This is a genomic window from Mesorhizobium sp. MC2-1-1, assembly GCF_057597255.1.
Window position 1 is genome coordinate 4,883,291 of record NZ_CP195205.1, and the last position, 12,490, is coordinate 4,895,780.

At 62.4% G+C, this 12,490-nt stretch carries 12 protein-coding genes and 1 riboswitch; of the genes, 5 read left to right on the top strand and 7 right to left on the bottom strand.

Annotated elements, in window-relative coordinates; all coding sequences use genetic code 11:
• The first annotated feature begins 40 nt into the window (after window positions 1-40).
• Together ACR64R_RS24190 and ACR64R_RS24195 are read left to right on the top strand one after the other, a co-directional pair.
• A complete protein-coding gene (locus ACR64R_RS24190; RefSeq protein WP_487358764.1) occupies window positions 41-652 on the top strand; it encodes a sulfite oxidase-like oxidoreductase in 612 nt (203 codons plus the stop codon).
• A gap of 24 nt (window positions 653-676) precedes the next feature.
• A complete protein-coding gene (locus ACR64R_RS24195; RefSeq protein ID WP_487358765.1) occupies window positions 677-1,417 on the top strand; it encodes a ferredoxin reductase in 741 nt (246 codons plus the stop codon).
• Window positions 1,418-1,633: 216 nt separating this feature from the next.
• Here ACR64R_RS24195 and ACR64R_RS24200 read toward each other — a convergent pair whose 3' ends face one another.
• Both ACR64R_RS24200 and ACR64R_RS24205 read right to left on the bottom strand, forming a co-directional pair.
• Window positions 1,634-2,734 (bottom strand): FAD-binding oxidoreductase, encoded by a 1,101-nt coding sequence (locus tag ACR64R_RS24200; RefSeq protein WP_487358766.1) that lies wholly within the window; start codon window positions 2,732-2,734, stop codon window positions 1,634-1,636.
• A gap of 20 nt (window positions 2,735-2,754) precedes the next feature.
• Window positions 2,755-4,002: an aromatic ring-hydroxylating oxygenase subunit alpha gene (locus ACR64R_RS24205; protein ID WP_487358767.1), complete on the bottom strand. Its 1,248-nt coding sequence runs from the start codon at window positions 4,000-4,002 to the stop codon at window positions 2,755-2,757.
• A gap of 109 nt (window positions 4,003-4,111) precedes the next feature.
• Window positions 4,112-4,314, bottom strand: a riboswitch (cobalamin riboswitch).
• Window positions 4,315-4,809: 495 nt separating this feature from the next.
• Here ACR64R_RS24205 and ACR64R_RS24210 point away from each other — a divergent pair.
• The 3 genes from ACR64R_RS24210 (at window position 4,810) to ACR64R_RS24220 (ending at window position 5,599) form a co-directional block, all read left to right on the top strand.
• Window positions 4,810-5,016 carry a DUF680 domain-containing protein gene (locus ACR64R_RS24210; RefSeq protein ID WP_128259921.1) on the top strand — a complete coding sequence of 69 codons (207 nt, stop codon included), beginning with the start codon at window positions 4,810-4,812 and terminating at the stop codon, window positions 5,014-5,016.
• Window positions 5,017-5,085: 69 nt separating this feature from the next.
• Window positions 5,086-5,295: a DUF680 domain-containing protein gene (locus ACR64R_RS24215; RefSeq protein ID WP_487358768.1), complete on the top strand. Its 210-nt coding sequence runs from the start codon at window positions 5,086-5,088 to the stop codon at window positions 5,293-5,295.
• Between the two features lie 70 nt (window positions 5,296-5,365).
• Window positions 5,366-5,599, top strand: a complete 234-nt coding sequence (locus tag ACR64R_RS24220; RefSeq protein ID WP_487358769.1) for a DUF680 domain-containing protein — start codon at window positions 5,366-5,368, stop codon at window positions 5,597-5,599.
• A 76-nt stretch (window positions 5,600-5,675) separates the two neighbouring features.
• Here the strand turns inward: ACR64R_RS24220 and ACR64R_RS24225 are convergent, their stop codons facing one another.
• The 5 genes from ACR64R_RS24225 to ACR64R_RS24245 form a co-directional block, all read right to left on the bottom strand.
• Window positions 5,676-6,788, bottom strand: coding sequence for an ABC transporter ATP-binding protein (locus ACR64R_RS24225; protein ID WP_487358770.1), 1,113 nt, complete (start codon window positions 6,786-6,788; stop codon window positions 5,676-5,678).
• A gap of 35 nt (window positions 6,789-6,823) precedes the next feature.
• Window positions 6,824-8,500, bottom strand: coding sequence for a beta-galactosidase BglA (bglA, locus tag ACR64R_RS24230; protein ID WP_487358771.1), 1,677 nt, complete (start codon window positions 8,498-8,500; stop codon window positions 6,824-6,826).
• Between the two features lie 4 nt (window positions 8,501-8,504).
• Window positions 8,505-9,659 carry a carbohydrate ABC transporter permease gene (locus ACR64R_RS24235; protein WP_487358772.1) on the bottom strand — a complete coding sequence of 385 codons (1,155 nt, stop codon included), beginning with the start codon at window positions 9,657-9,659 and terminating at the stop codon, window positions 8,505-8,507.
• Window position 9,660: 1 nt separating this feature from the next.
• Window positions 9,661-10,674, bottom strand: a complete 1,014-nt coding sequence (locus tag ACR64R_RS24240) for a carbohydrate ABC transporter permease (RefSeq protein WP_487358773.1) — start codon at window positions 10,672-10,674, stop codon at window positions 9,661-9,663.
• Window positions 10,675-10,840: 166 nt separating this feature from the next.
• Window positions 10,841-12,196: an ABC transporter substrate-binding protein gene (locus tag ACR64R_RS24245; RefSeq protein WP_487358774.1), complete on the bottom strand. Its 1,356-nt coding sequence runs from the start codon at window positions 12,194-12,196 to the stop codon at window positions 10,841-10,843.
• Window positions 12,197-12,490: the final 294 nt, after the last annotated feature.

Genomic DNA, 12,490 nt, shown 5'->3' on the forward strand with positions numbered 1-12,490 from the left:
ACTCCCCGCGATCGGACGAACCGGCGCAAGGGATTCATCGATGGCGACACGCGGCTTCTTCTCCGGGCGGCGACCTCCTTCCGACACTGATGCGCGCATCCCGCCCGGCCAGTATCTGGAACAGGGTTTCCCGGTTCTCTCGGCAGGGCCGACGCCACGAGTGCGCGCGGAGGGCTGGTCCTTCACCCTCAAGCAGGGGCCGAGGCCGATCAAGAAATGGAACTGGGCCGAGTTCAACGCCCTGCCGCAAAGCAAGATGACGCGCGACATCCATTGCGTCACGGCCTGGACCAAGTTCAACACGCCCTGGCAAGGCGTGATGATCGACGACATCCTTGCCGACGCCGGCATCGAGCCGCCAACCGCCTACACGCTGGCGCTGTCCTTCGATGGCTATTCCACAAACGTGCCGACCAAGGACCTCGTCAGCGGCAAGGCGATGGTGGCGCTGCTTTATGAGGGCAAGCCGATAACGCCCGATCATGGCGGGCCGGCGCGGCTTTTGGTGCCGCATCTCTATTTCTGGAAGTCGGCCAAATGGGTGAACGGTCTGCAGTTCACCGAGCGCGATGAACCTGGCTTCTGGGAACTGCGCGGTTACCACATGTATGGCGATCCATGGCGCGAGCAGCGCTATTCGAGTGACCCGTGAGGGGGGATCCATGAGCCGCAATCGATGAACGCCGAGACATCGCCGCAATCGCCTTGGCAGACGGCGAGCATCATCCGCATCGAAAAGCGCACCCCGCGTGTGACCAGCTTCTGGCTCCAGCCCTCGCGGCCGTTCAGCCATATTGCGGGGCAGCATGTCGACATCAGGCTGACGGCGCCGGACGGCTATCAGGCGCGCCGTTCCTATTCCATCGCCTCCGCGCCGGACGCGGGTATCGAGCTTGCGATCGAGCGGCTCGACGACGGCGAGGTTTCGCCCTTCTTTCATGACGTGGCGGCCGTCGGCGACGAGATCGAGCTGCGCGGACCGCTGGGTGGCCATTTCATTTGGCAGGACAGCGACGGCGGTCCCATCCTTCTGGTTGGCGGAGGCTCAGGCGTGGTGCCGCTGATGGCGATGGTACGCCATCGCACCTTGCGAGAATCGACCGAGAAGGTAGCCTTGGTGTTTTCGGCGCGGATCTGGGACGAGGTGATTTTCCGCGACGAGCTGATCGGCCTCGACGATCGCCGCGACGGGTTCGATCTGGTGCTGACGCTGACCCGCGAGCCGGCCAGGCGCCCGGCGGATTATTCCCGGCGCATCGATGCCGCGATGGTGACGCGGGTGCTGTCGCGGATGTCCGGGCCGCCGAAGCTCGCCTTTGTCTGCGGCTCGAACGCCTTCGTGTCGGCCGCCGCCCAGGCGCTGATCGATGCCGGCGTTGAGGCCAGCCTCATCCGCACCGAGCGCTACGGCGTTTAGAGCAAACTCAGGCGACTCGGCGCCCGCCCGGCCATTCGCCCGGAATGCCGTCAACACAAGGAGGTGGAGGGTTTCATCGCTTCCGCGAAACGCTCTGGAACGCCGGTCCCCAGGCGGGATTTCGTCGGGAGATGGGCGCCCAATTCCTGGCGGCAGGACAAGGCGGCGGCCGGCGAGGGTGATCGCGCAACGCTCCTCGCCTCGACCGGCAAGCCTTCAGGCTTCGATGTCCAGCGCCGACAACGGCCTCGAACAGCAGGCCAGGATATAGCCGTCGTCGATCTCGTGATCGAGAATGCCGCCATTGTGGCTCATCGAGACTTCGCCCGAGACCTTTTTCACCTTGCAGGTTCCGCAGAGACCGAACTCGCAGGCCGCCGGGATCCTGACGCCTGAGGCACGCGCCGTCTGCAGCACCGTCTGTCCGGCGACGCATTCCGCATCGACGTCTGAAAGCGAAAAACGGACCGGCGTCACCGTCTCGGCGGATGGCGCGGCGCCGTCGCCGGCCGGCATCGCGAACGGCGCCGGGACCTCTTCCACGGCCGGCGCCGCGAAGCTCTCCTGATGGTAGCGGCGCATCTCGAATCCTGCTGCGTCCAGCATCTGCCGCACCGCCCGCATGAAAGGGTCGGGGCCGCAGCAGAAGATCTCGCGCTCGCGGAAATCGGGTGCCAGCAGCGGCAGCCGGATCGCGTCGATACGGCCCATGTGGCCGAACCAGCCCTCGCGGCTCGACCGTTCCTCGATCATGAAGCCGAGCGACAGTCCCGGCATGCGGCTGCCGAGCAGTTCGAGCTCCTTGCGGAAGATGATCTCTTCCGGCCGGCGCGAGCAGTTGACGAAGCCGACATCGGTCCAGGGCGCGCAGTCGTTCAGCCAGCGCAGCATCGACATCATCGGCGTGACGCCGGATCCGGCCGAGATGAACAGATATTTGGCCGCGGGATGGCTGTGCAGCGAGAAGTCGCCGGCCGGCCCGTAGGCCTTCACATGCACGCCGGGTTTCAGATTGTCGAACATCCAGCGCGTCCCGACGCTGCCGGCCTGCGCTTTCACCGTCACCGCGATCGAGAACGGCCGCGACGGCGAGGACGAGAGCGTGTAGGTGCGCATCAGCGGCCCGTCGGCCGTCGGCAATTCCAGCGTCACGAACTGCCCGGGTTTGTAACGGAACCAGGTCTGGTTGTCGGAGCGGAAAGTGAAGGTCTTCACCTGCGGCGCCTCGTCGCTGACGCCGATCACCTCCAGCACCTGCAGCCTGTCGTTCCATGGCGCCATCTCGTCGAGATGGCGATAGAGTCCTAGATCCGTCATCGCGTTCATCTCTCCACCCTTCAGGCGACGTTGCGCAGCGCCGGGCGACCGCCTTCGGCAAGGCGCGGACCGATGAACGAGGCGTACCAGTCGACGAACTGGATCACGCCGCCCTCATGCAGCTCGGAATAGGGACCGGGCTCGTATGCGGGCGACAGGATGCCGAGCGCGTTTTCCTCGACGATGCGGCGGTCCTGATCGTTGGTCTCGGTCCAGACATGGGTGAGCTCGGCCAGATCATAGTCGACGCCTTCAACTGCGTCCTTGTGGACCAGCCATTTCGTCGTCACCGCGGTCTCGGTGGCGCTGATTGGCAGGACACGGAAGGTGACGGCGTGATCGATGAGGATGTGGTTCCAGGTCGTGGGGTAGTGGTAGTGCATCAAGGTGCCGATGCGGTCGGCGGCGACGCTGGCCGACAGGTTTTTCGTAACCGCGCGCCTGCCGCTCATCGTGTAGCTGATGGCGTCACGCAGCAGTGGTGCGCGTGTCGCGCGGTATTGCCCGGCCGGATCGATCCGGAACCGGCTCGGCAGGCCCGCCGCCTCGCATTTCGCCCAATGCGCAAGCATTTCCGGATCGCTGTCGGCGCCCTGTACACCTGTCACCGTCGGCGCTTCCGGGAATGTCTTGCACAGTTCGGGATGGTTGCCGGCGCAATGGTAGCATTCGCGGTTGTTTTCCCAGACCAGCTTCCAGTTGCCCTTTTCGACGATCGTCGATTCGAACGCGACCTTCGCCTCGCTCAACCGGTGCGGCAGGAGATAGGGTTCGATCATGGCGCGCATCGGCCCGAAGTCGGCCGGATCTTTCGCCAGGCAGATGAAGATGTAGCCGCCGACGCTTTCGCAGGCCACCGGCTTCAGGCCGAACTGGCTCTTGTCGAAGCTGTCGGCCATCTGACGGGCAAAAAGCAGCCGCCCGTCGAGCTCGTAGGTCCATTGATGGTAAGGGCAGACGAGTTTGGCCGCCATGCCTTTCTCGGCATTGCAGACGCGGCTGCCGCGATGACGGCAGGAGTTGTGGAAAGCGTTGACGGTTCCCTTCTGGTCGCGGACCAGCACCACCGGATAGTCGCCGATCTGGACGGTGATGTAGCTGCCCGGCTTCGGCAGTTCGCAATCATGGCCGATGAACAACCAGTCGCGATACCAGATCAGCTCCATGTCGAGCTTGAAATATTCGGGATCGGTGTAGAAGGGCTGCTCCAGCGAATAGCCCGGCTTGCGGCTCTGCAGGAGCCTCAGCATGTCGTTGCGCGCATCCATGTCCTGTCCTCTCGGTCAAGGACTGAACTGGTGGTGATGGAGAAGAACGACAGCGACCGGCTGGGCCGGGCACGCGCCGTCCGCCTCTTGACCGCCCACCGCGATCAGTCGAGTTCAAATGCCTCGGGCTGGTTTCCGGGCTCTGGAGTGTCCTTGCGGACTCTTCGCAACACCTTCCCAGGCCCTGGGGCCCAGTGGTCTCCCGTTGCGATTTCACTCCACCACCGTTGCGGGGGCAGCGCCGGATTTCGACCGGCTTCCCAATTCTCCGCCTCGTTGCGACGACGCGGCACCTGAGATGGCCTGATCTAACCACGACAGCCGGTTTCCCATCGGCATGAAAACGACATCGCATCCATGCGGCGCGACAAGGGGCACCGTATTCGCGGTGTTGACCCTCGCACTTTTCACCATGACCTTCGGCCTCGGTGCCTCCGCCCCGGACAAGCCTCGGGAGGGCTGTTGATGGTTAACAGTATCAAAAAGTGACTAGCAGTGACTTCTAAAATCGAACCGAACGGTTCGTTTCTGTTGACGGTGCGTGCAGGACGGTGTGAACGTTGGCGCTCCGACACACTTGGTGAGCCAACTGGAGAAATCGTGTAAAGCATTGATTGGATTCAATAAAAATATGGTCGTAGGCATGCTCATTAAAACTTCAAGATGCCGATCCATGGTCCAGATGGAAAAACTTCGTGATTGGAATCCGGCGATCGACTTACCCAAATCAGCGCTGTCCGAACGACGCGATTTCATTCCCAAGACACGCCGCTAGACGGACTGAATAAAAATACTGGAGTAGCAAAAATGAAAAAGATTGTTCTCACTGCCGCAGCCCTTCTGGCGATTTCCGGCAGCGCCTTTGCCGGTAGCGACAATTATGGTTCGCAGGCTGCCAATCCGCCGGCCGCCACGGTTGACTCTTCTTACACCGCCTCGGTCCGCAAGTCCGAACCGGCTGAACAGAAGCCTGTCACCACGGGCGCCGACCACAACCTTTTCGGTAACAACTAACAGCCGACTTCGAACGGCGACGGCTTTGCCCCTCGCCTCGGTCGGATCAGGAAATTCAGGAGCACGAAAATGAAGAAGATCGTTCTTGCCACCGTCGCCCTTTTGGCCGTTTCCGGCAGCGCTTTTGCCGGCAGCGATAATTACGGTTCCAACGGGGCCAACCAGCCGGCCGTCGCGGTCGACTCGACCTACACGGCGTCTGTGAACAAGTCGAACCCGGCTGCCGCGCAGAAGCCTGTCACCACGGGCGCCGACCACAACCTTTTCGGTAACAACTAACAGCCGACTTCGAACGGCGACGGCTTTGCCCGTCGCCTCAGTCGGATCAGCAAATTCAGGAGTTCCTAAGATGAAAAAGATCGTTCTTGCCACCGCGGCTCTCATGGCCGTTTCCACGGTTGCTTTTGCGGGTAGCGACAATTACGGCGACAGCGGCGTCAACCAGCCGGCTCCCGCCGTGGATACGACCCGCACTTCGTCGATCGGCAACGATTCGCCTGTCTACAAGCTGCTGAATTCGTCGCGCGACGCACAGAAGTCGGCCCCTCAGGGCAGCGACCGCGATCACTTCGGCAATCACTAACAACCGACCGTGATTTGAAAATAGGAGCGGCGGGCCGTAGCCCGCCGCTTTTTCCTTGCCGTAGCGGCTCTGCGCGTCAGGCCGCCTTCGCTTCCTCCCGATGCAACGTGAAGGAGTGGCCGTCGGCATCGAAGATGTGCAGATCGCCGGCGCTGGCGTTGAGCCGCAGCGTCTCGCCACGTTTCACCTCGACATTGCCAGGCAGCTTGGCCACCAGCGGCAGGTCGGCACGGCCGATATCGATATAGACGAGCTGTACCTCGCCGAGCTGCTCGATGTAATCGACCTTGCCTTCGAACAGGTAGTCCGTACCCGTCGCTATCGCGAGATCCTCCGGCCTGACCCCGAAACTGACCGCCGCGCCATTCGCCGATACGGGCGTGGCGATCGGCACTGTCGCCTTGCGCCCGCCGACATGGCTGACCACGGTCGGATTGCCGGCCTTCTCGATCTTCGCCGGCAAAATGTTCATCGCCGGCGAACCGATGAACTGGGCGACGAACAGATTGCCGGGACGCTTGTAGAGCTCCATCGGCGTGCCGACCTGCTCGACGCGGCCATCCTTCAGCACCACGATGCGGTCCGCCAGAGTCATCGCCTCGACCTGGTCATGGGTGACGTAGATCATGGTGGTGTTCGGCATCGATTCCTTGAGCTTGGCGATCTCGATGCGGGTGGCGACGCGCAGCGCCGCGTCGAGGTTCGACAGCGGCTCGTCGAACAGGAACACCTTCGGGTTGCGCACGATGGCGCGGCCGATGGCGACGCGCTGGCGCTGGCCACCCGACATCGCCTTGGGCAGTCGGTCGAGATATTTGGTCAACTGCAGGATCTCGGCTGCCTGGCGAACGCGCTTGTCGATCTCGGCCTTGCTTTCCTTGCCGATCTTCATCGAGAAGGCCATGTTGTCGTAGACCGTCATGTGCGGATAGAGCGCATAGGACTGGAACACCATGGCGATGCCACGCTTTGACGGCGGCACGTCGTTCACCACCTCGCCGTCGATCTTCAGTTCGCCCGACGTGATCTCCTCGAGGCCTGCGATCGACCGCAGCAAGGTCGACTTGCCGCAGCCTGACGGCCCGACGAAGACGATGAACTCGCCCGATTTGATGTCGAGGTCGATGCCGTGGAGAATGTTGAGGGTGCCGTACGATTTCTTCACCTGGTTGAGCGTGACATCGGCCATGTTTTTCCTCTCCCGTTGATCTCTGTATTAGAAGTTCAGTCAATGCGTCCGAACCAGGCGCCGTAGCCGCCGAGACGGACTGGTCCGGTGTCAGTCTGTTCCGAAAAGCCATGCCCCGGCAAGGGTCTCAGCGAGCCTTTGCCGAGATCGACCTCGGCAGGCTTGCCGCCGAGGTTGAAGGCGCAGACGATCCGCTCATTGCCCTCGCGGCGCGTGAAGGCGACGGTGTCGCCTTCGCTTTCGATGAAGTCGATGTCGCCCTTGGCCAGCGCCGGATGCTGGCGACGGAAGGCGAGGAAGCGCCGGTAATGCTCGAGCAACGAGCTTGCGTCGCCCTGCTGCACGTTGACTGCCTGCGACAGGTGCTTGCCTGGCACCGGCAGCCACGGCTTGGCGGTCGAGAAACCGCCATTCTTGGCGGACGCATCCCACACCATCGGCGTGCGACAGCCGTCACGGCCCTTGAACTCAGGCCAGAACCTTATGCCATAGGGGTCTTGGAGGTCCTCGAACTTCAGCTCGGCTTCGCCAAGGCCGAGCTCTTCGCCTTGATAGATGCAAACGGAGCCGCGCAGGGACATCAGAAGCGCGGAGATCACCTTGAGATAGGCGGTCGGATCCGCCTCGTTGGCTGCCCAGCGCGAGGCGACCCGCATCACGTCATGGTTGGAGAACGCCCAGCACGACCAGCCGTCGCTGGCGACCGTGCCGAAGGCTTCCAGCACAGCGCGCACTTTGGCCGCGCTGATCTTCTCCGGCGCCAGGAAGTCGAACGAATAGCACATATGCACGCGCTTGCCGTCGGCGGTGTAGGCGGCGACCACTTCCAGGCCGCGCTGGGAATCGCCCACCTCGCCCACGGCGGCCTGCGCCGGGTATTCGTCCAGAAGCGCGCGGAAGTGCTCCAGGAAGCCGAGGTTCTCCGGCCGGCTCTTGTCGTAGATATGGTCCTGATAGTTGTAGGGATTGACGGCGGGCGCCGTCTGGTCGTTGCGCTCTTCCGGCGGCAGCGGCGGATTGTCTTCCAGTCCCTGGCTGTGGAAGTAGAAATTGATCGTGTCGAGGCGGAAGCCGTCGACGCCGCGTTCCAGCCAGAAGCGGGTGATGTCGAGCAGCGCGTCCTGGACTTCGCCGTTATGGAAGTTGAGATCCGGCTGCTCGGCCAGGAAATTGTGCAGGTAATATTGCTGGCGGCTGGTGTCCCACTGCCAGGCCGAGCCGCCGAAGATCGAAAGCCAGTTGTTGGGCGGCGTGCCGTCGGGCTTGGCGTCGGCCCACACATACCAGTCCGCCTTCGGATTGTTGCGGCTAGAGCGGCTTTCCTTGAACCAGGGATGATTGTCGGCGGTGTGCGACAGCACCTCGTCGATCATCACCTTGAGGCCCAGCCGATGCGCTTCCACCACCAGCGCATCGAAATCGGCCAGCGTTCCGAACATCGGGTCGACGTCGCAGTAATCCGACACGTCGTAGCCGAAATCCTTCATCGGCGATTTGAAGAAGGGCGAGATCCAGATGGCATCGACGCCGAGCGAGGCGATATAGGGCAGCCGCCGCACGATGCCTTCCAGGTCGCCTATGCCGTCGTCATTTGAGTCCTGGTAGGAGCGCGGATAGATCTGGTAGATCACCGCGCCACGCCACCAGTCGCGGTCGATGGCAGGGTCTGGAGTGGGGTCTGGTCTCGAAGTCGCCTTCAAAGCCGATTGCATGTCTTCAACCTCCTTTCACCGAGCCGGCGAGCAGCCCGCGTACGAAATAACGCTGCAGCGAGAAGAAGACGATCAGCGGTACGATGATGGTGATGAATGCCGATGTCGTCAGGATTTCCCAATTGCCGCCGCGCGAGCCGAGCAGCGCGTTGAGCTTCGCCGTCAGCACGATCTGATCGGGCGCCGTGCCGAGGAAAACCATCGCTACCAGCAGATCGTTCCATACCCACAGGAACTGGAAGATGGCGAAGGAGGCAAGCACCGGGAACGACAGCGGCAGCACGATCTTGACGAAGATCTCGAAATCGCTCGCGCCGTCGATACGCGCCGATTCCATGATTTCGCGCGGCAGGCCGGCAATGTAGCTCCTCAGCAGGTAGATGGCGAAGGGCAGCCCGAAGCCGGTATGCGCCAGCCAGATACCGAGATAGGTCTTGGAAGGCACGCCGAAGAAGCTGCCGACGCCGTTGTAGAGCTTGAGCAACGGGATCAGCGACATCTGCAGCGGCACTACTAGCAGGCCGATGATGACGGCGATCAGCAGCGCGCGCCCCGGAAAGCGCATCCAGGCCAGCGCATAGGCAGCGAAGGCCGCGATCAGGATGGGGATGATCGTTGCCGGGATGGTCACCGTCAGCGAGTTCATGAACGAGCGGCCGATGCCTTCGGAAAACAGCACGGCATTGTAGTTGTCCGTGGTGAATTTCGGCGGTGCCGAGGAAGCGTAGTAGATGCGTTGGCCGCGATCCCCCTCGAACGCCTTCGCGGAGGACAGGACAAACGTGCCGTCGGCATTGATCTGCAGGGTCACGCCGTCATTGAGGTCGGCAACCGTCCCCGCCTTATACTGCGTCGGCGCGGAAGATTTCACGCCGAAGGCGCTGATCTCGCGCTTGGGCCCGTCTCCGAAGATGTTGCCCTCGACGACGTACTTGCCATCCTTCTGGGTTTGCGCGGACGCCGCGGGGAGCCGCCCGGCCTCGCTCTGGCTGGAACTGGCAAAGGAATTCCACCAGCCCGACGCGACGATCTGGTCCTTGTCGCGCAGCGACGATACGAGGATGCCGAGCGTGGGAATGGTCCAGATCACCACGAAGACGAGCACGGCGAGATGGACGCCAAAGCGGCTGACGAAGGACTTTCCGGTCTGGCCAGCCATCTCAGTTCCCTCCCGTCTCTTTGTTGGCCTGGCGGATGTTCCAGACCATGATCGGGATGACCGCGATCATGATGATGATGGCGATCGTGGCGCCGCGGCCGAAGTCGCCGCCGCCGCGGAACATCCAGTCGAACATCAGATTGGCGAGCACCTGGGTGTTCCACTGGCCGTTGGTCATGGTCAGCACGATGTCGAACACCTTCAGCACCAGGATGGTGATGGTCGTCCATACCACCGCGATCGTGCCCCAGATCTGCGGCACCATGATCTTCCAGAAGATCTGGAACGGGTTGGCGCCGTCGATCACCGCGGCCTCCAGCGTCTCTTCGGGGATGCCGCGCAGCGCCGACGACAGGATGACCATGGCAAAGCCGGTCTGGATCCAGATCAGGATGATCATCAGGAAGAAATTGTTCCAGAACGGCAGCGATATCCACACCTGCGGCTGGCCGCCGAAATACTGGATGATGGCGTTGAGCAGACCGATCTGCACCTGGCCCTCGCCGCGATACTCGTAGATGAACTTCCAGATCACGCTGGCGCCCACGAAGGAGATGGCCAGGGGCAGGAAGATCAGGCTCTTGGCGATCGTGCCCCACCAGATCTTGTCGGTGAGAACGGCGATGATCAGCCCAAGGAAGGTGCAGGCCGCCGGCACCACCGCCAGCCAAAGCACGTTGTTCAGGATCGAGTTGCGGAAGTCGTGGTCGCCGAACGCCCATTCATAATTGGCGAGCCCGACGAAATTAGCGCCGCCGCGATCGAGGAAGGAGAGCCTCAGCGTCTCGATCACCGGGTAGATCAGGTAGATGGTGAGGATGATCATTGCCGGGCCGACGAACAGCCACGGCCGCACCAGGCCCTGCCGGCGCAGATTGTCGACGGCGGCCGCGCCCGCGACGCCGCGCGACGGGAAGACGAGGTCGAGCAGTTTGTTGGCGCCCCAGAAATAGGCGACACAGCCGCCGACGCCGATGATGATGACGAATATGGCCGAGAAAATCTGAGCCGCCATGGGTCCCTCTCCCTGCGCATGACCGTCCAGCCGAGGCTGGCGATCGGATGCATCGACTTTCGGTTATTCGGAACAATCGAAACGCGAATGCTTCCGGCGTCGACCGCCGGTCGGATCCGGGCCGTGGCCCGGATCCAGGTGGAGGATCAGGAGGATTTCGGGATGCTTATTTTATGCCATCCCAGCTTTTCTGGATGTCGGCGGCGACGTCCTGCGCGGACTTTCCGCCGACCAGGTCGACCATGCCGGTCCAGAACGAGCCCGCGCCGACCTTGCCGGGCATCAGGTCGGATCCGTCGAAGCGCACCGTAGTCGCGCCGACCAGGATCTCGCCCTGCTTCTTCAGCGCCTCGCTGCCATAGGCGTCCTTGTTGGCCGCCTTGAAGGGGGTCACGAAGCTCTTCTGCGCCATCCACAATTCATGCGCGAGCGGCATCTCGAGGAACTTGATGAACTCGCGCGAGGCCTTGGAATCCTTGGTGATCATCACCAGCGTGCCGGCCACTTCCAGCGGCGTGCCCAGTTCCGGCTTGGAGGCGTAAGGCGGGTAGGGGAAGAAGTCGGCGTCCTGGCCGAGCTTCACGTTTTCCGGGAAGAACGAGGGGATGAAGGATGCCTGGTGGTGCATGTAGCATTTCGGCGGCACGGTGAAGAGGCCCTTGGGGCTGTCGCGGAAGTCGGTCGCAGCGACTGCCTTGGCGCCGCCGTCCACCATCTTGTCGTCGGTGGCGATCTTGCCGAAGATGTCTATGGCGTTGACCACGGCCGGGTCGGTGAACGGAATCTCGTTCTTCACCCACTTGTCGTAGACTTCCGGCGGCTGCGTCCGCAGCATGATGTCCTCGACCCAGTCGGTCGCCGGCCAGCCGGTGGCGCCGCCGGAGCCCAACCCGATGCACCAGGGCTTGCCGCCATCGGCGATGATCTTCTTCTCGAGATCGGCGAGTTCTTCCTGCGTCTTCGGCACCTTGTAGCCGGCCTCGCTGAAATTGTCGGGCGAGTACCAGACCAGGCCCTTCACGTCTATCTTGTAGGGGAAGGCGTAGAAGCCCGGCTTGCCGTCCTTGCCATTATAGGTGCCGAGCTTCGCCCACGAGTCGCCGGCGGCGTAATTCTCCTTGACCCAGGCGGCGACGTCGTCGCCAAGCGGGGTGAGCACGCCCTTGGAGGCGAGATCCTGGATGAGGCCGGGCTGCGGCAGGACGGCGATGTTGGGCGGGCTGCCGGCCTGGGTGTCGATGACGATTTGCTGCTCGTAATTCTCGGATGAGGAATATTTGACCTCGGCGCCGGTCGCTTCCTGGAAATAGTCGAGCACCGAACGCACGAGCGTCTCGTCCTCGCCCCGCCAAGGACCGAAGATGGTCAGCGTCTCGCCCTTGAGGTCGACCTTCTTGAGGTCGTCATAGTTCGCCCAGTGGAACTTCGGATCCTCGCCCGGCTTGAACTTCAGTTCGGCATGTGCCGGCAGGCTGAGGGTGAGTGCCGCGAACGCCGCACCCAAGAGAAGCACTTTCTTCATCGCAATCCTCCCAGTGGTGAAACAGATGGACGAGACCTCCATCCCGCCCGCCGACGCCCGCGGAACTGTGACTCAGCGAGAAGGCAACTGCAACCTTCCGAAGAGCATTCCAAAGCGCTTTGGCTGATTTGATCTCGCCACTGAATCGCCATGAAGTCAAGAGGTTTGGAAAACTAATCGATTTAAAGAAGGGCCAATACACCCGCAAGGTGCAGCGCAGCATGCTTTTTTGGCGTTGCAGCGAGAAAAATGCTTCAAACCGGGCAGGTGCGCCTCTAAGGTGCCGGCAGTCTC

Coding starts and splice junctions, on each gene's coding strand:
- ACR64R_RS24190 (WP_487358764.1), top strand. CDS start 41: ATGGCGACACGCGGCTTCTTCTCCGGGCGGCGACCTCCTTCCGACACT.
- ACR64R_RS24195 (WP_487358765.1), top strand. CDS start 677: ATGAACGCCGAGACATCGCCGCAATCGCCTTGGCAGACGGCGAGCATC.
- ACR64R_RS24200 (WP_487358766.1), bottom strand. CDS start 2,734: ATGACGGATCTAGGACTCTATCGCCATCTCGACGAGATGGCGCCATGG.
- ACR64R_RS24205 (WP_487358767.1), bottom strand. CDS start 4,002: ATGGATGCGCGCAACGACATGCTGAGGCTCCTGCAGAGCCGCAAGCCG.
- ACR64R_RS24210 (WP_128259921.1), top strand. CDS start 4,810: ATGAAAAAGATTGTTCTCACTGCCGCAGCCCTTCTGGCGATTTCCGGC.
- ACR64R_RS24215 (WP_487358768.1), top strand. CDS start 5,086: ATGAAGAAGATCGTTCTTGCCACCGTCGCCCTTTTGGCCGTTTCCGGC.
- ACR64R_RS24220 (WP_487358769.1), top strand. CDS start 5,366: ATGAAAAAGATCGTTCTTGCCACCGCGGCTCTCATGGCCGTTTCCACG.
- ACR64R_RS24225 (WP_487358770.1), bottom strand. CDS start 6,788: ATGGCCGATGTCACGCTCAACCAGGTGAAGAAATCGTACGGCACCCTC.
- bglA (WP_487358771.1), bottom strand. CDS start 8,500: ATGCAATCGGCTTTGAAGGCGACTTCGAGACCAGACCCCACTCCAGAC.
- ACR64R_RS24235 (WP_487358772.1), bottom strand. CDS start 9,659: ATGGCTGGCCAGACCGGAAAGTCCTTCGTCAGCCGCTTTGGCGTCCAT.
- ACR64R_RS24240 (WP_487358773.1), bottom strand. CDS start 10,674: ATGGCGGCTCAGATTTTCTCGGCCATATTCGTCATCATCATCGGCGTC.
- ACR64R_RS24245 (WP_487358774.1), bottom strand. CDS start 12,196: ATGAAGAAAGTGCTTCTCTTGGGTGCGGCGTTCGCGGCACTCACCCTC.